The sequence below is a fragment of the Ekhidna lutea genome (assembly GCF_900188325.1).
Classification (GTDB): Bacteria; Bacteroidota; Bacteroidia; order Cytophagales; family Cyclobacteriaceae; genus Ekhidna; species Ekhidna lutea.
This window is the reverse complement of sequence record NZ_FZPD01000013.1, coordinates 1-2,247: the sequence shown is the minus strand read 5'-3', so window position 1 is coordinate 2,247 and position 2,247 is coordinate 1. Positions and strand designations below refer to the sequence as shown.

The 2,247-nt window shown below is 45.7% G+C and carries 1 protein-coding gene; it reads right to left on the bottom strand.

The window, feature by feature from the left end; genetic code table 11:
- Nucleotides 1-2,247: lamin tail domain-containing protein (locus CHB71_RS18655; protein WP_144017498.1), on the bottom strand; the 2,247-nt coding region annotated here is incomplete at both ends.

The following is a 2,247-nucleotide window of genomic DNA, read 5'->3' as shown; positions in this document are numbered from 1 at the left end:
GATCTTCTACTCCATTAACTGTCAGCGTTCGGATCTCTCCTGAAGGAAGTGTACCAACCGTCAGGTGAACCAACGCATTGTCTGACTCATCTCTTACCGCTGCACTAACTGTGATCCCTCCATCTACGGTGTAGTTTGCAGCCGTTTCTGCCGATGTTTCTTCTAGCATTTCATCAAAAGTCACATCCAGATCGGTAGCTGAGACTACATTGATGGAATTGATTGATGGCGGGGTGGTATCAGGCGTGTCATCAAAAATGGAGTTTTGTTCACCCGGTGTGCCGCCATCAGGGTCTGTACTGGTGCCGTAATTGTTTGCTGAGTAATTAGGACCATTCGGATTGATCAACTCTGTAGATATGTCGCTAGATGAACTGGTGTAGGCGGTTTCATGAATGACGGTAGCAGATGCATTCGTGAGGATGATGCTGTCACCTCCGTTGTTTAAGGAGGGGAAGTTATTAACCTCCAACACATCTCCGTAGCTTGTAAATAGCGATCCATTGTCTGTTTCTGTCAAGATAAGGAAGGAGTCTGGTCGAAGAATAAATGTTCCAAATGCTGCTGAGCTACTCGCTGCATCACTCAACGTCCAACCATTCAGGTCGATGAACTTATCAGAGCGATTGAATACTTCTACATACTCGGCATTAGGGATCGTGCTCGAAGAACTTGGGGAGGCTAAAAACTCATTGATCACCACATCGTTTGCAACTGCAATTTCTGTCTCGATGTATTCAAAGTCAATCGTTGCATTAATTACTGCATTGCCGGAAAGATCTTCCACTCCATTAACTGTCAGCGTTCGGATCTCTCCTGAAGGAAGTGTACCAACCGTCAGGTGAACCAACGCATTGTCTGACTCATCTCTTGCCGCCGTGTTTACAGTGATTCCTCCATCTACGGTATAGTTTGCAGCCGTTTCTGCCGATGTTTCTTCTAGCGTTTCATCAAAAGTCACTTCAAGTTCAGTAGCTGAGATGACACTTATTGAATTGATCGAGGGTGGGGTTGTATCAGGCGTGTCATCAAAAATCGCGTTTTGCTCTCCCGGTGTGCCACCATCAGGGCCTGTACTGGTGCCATAATTGTTTGCTGAGTAATCAGGGCCATTCGGGTTGATAAGCTCTGTAGATATGCCACTAGATGAGCTCGTGTAGGCCGTCTCATGAATGATTGTTGAGGAGCAATTCCTAAGGATGATACTGTCTCCTCCATTGTTTAAGGATGGAAAGTTGTTGACCTCCAGCACATCTCCATAGCTGGTAAATAGTGATCCATTGTCTGTTTCTGTCAGGATAAGGAAGGAGTCTGGTCGAAGAATAAATGTTCCAAATGCTGCTGAGCTACTCGCTGCATCACTCAACGTCCAACCATTCAGGTCGATGAACTTATCAGACCGATTGAATACTTCTACATACTCGGCATTAGGGATCGTGCTCGAAGAACTTGGGGAGGCTAAAAACTCATTGATCACCACATCGTTTGCAACTGCAATTTCTGTCTCGATGTATTCAAAGTCAATCGTTGCATTAATTACTGCATTGCCGGAAAGGTCTTCAACGCCTTTTACCGTCAGGGTTTGCGTTTCACCCGAGGGAAGCATGCTGACCGTCAGGTGGACCAATTCATTGTTCGTTTCATCCAGGATGGCCGTATTTATCGTAATTCCTCCTTCGATGCTGTAGTTTCCTGTCGCCTCAACTGTGGTTTCATCGAGTGGCTCATCAAAGGTTACATCCAGTTCAGTTGCTGAAATGACACTTATTGAATTGATAGAGGGAGGGGTTGTATCAGGCGTGTCATCGAAAATAGAATTTTGTTCTCCCGGCGTGCCGCCATCAGGTTCTGTACTGTTGCCGTAATTGTTTTCCGAATAGTCAGGCCCATTCGGGTTGATAAGCTCTGTGGATACTCCGCTGGATGAACTTGTGTAAGCAACCTCATGAATGATGGTTGCTGATGCATTGGTGAGAATAATACTGTCACCTCCATTGTTTAGGGAGGGGAAGTTGTTTACTTCCAGCACATCTCCGTAGCTTGTAAATAGCGATCCATTGTCTGTTTCTGTCAAGATTAGCAAGGAGTCTGGCCTTAGGATGAACGTTCCAAATGCTGCTGAGCTACCCGCTGCATCACTCAACGCCCAGCTATTCAGGTCTATGAACTTATCAGAGCGATTGAATACTTCTATATACTCAGCATTAGGGATCGTGCTCGATGAACTTGGGGCTGCTAAAAACTCAT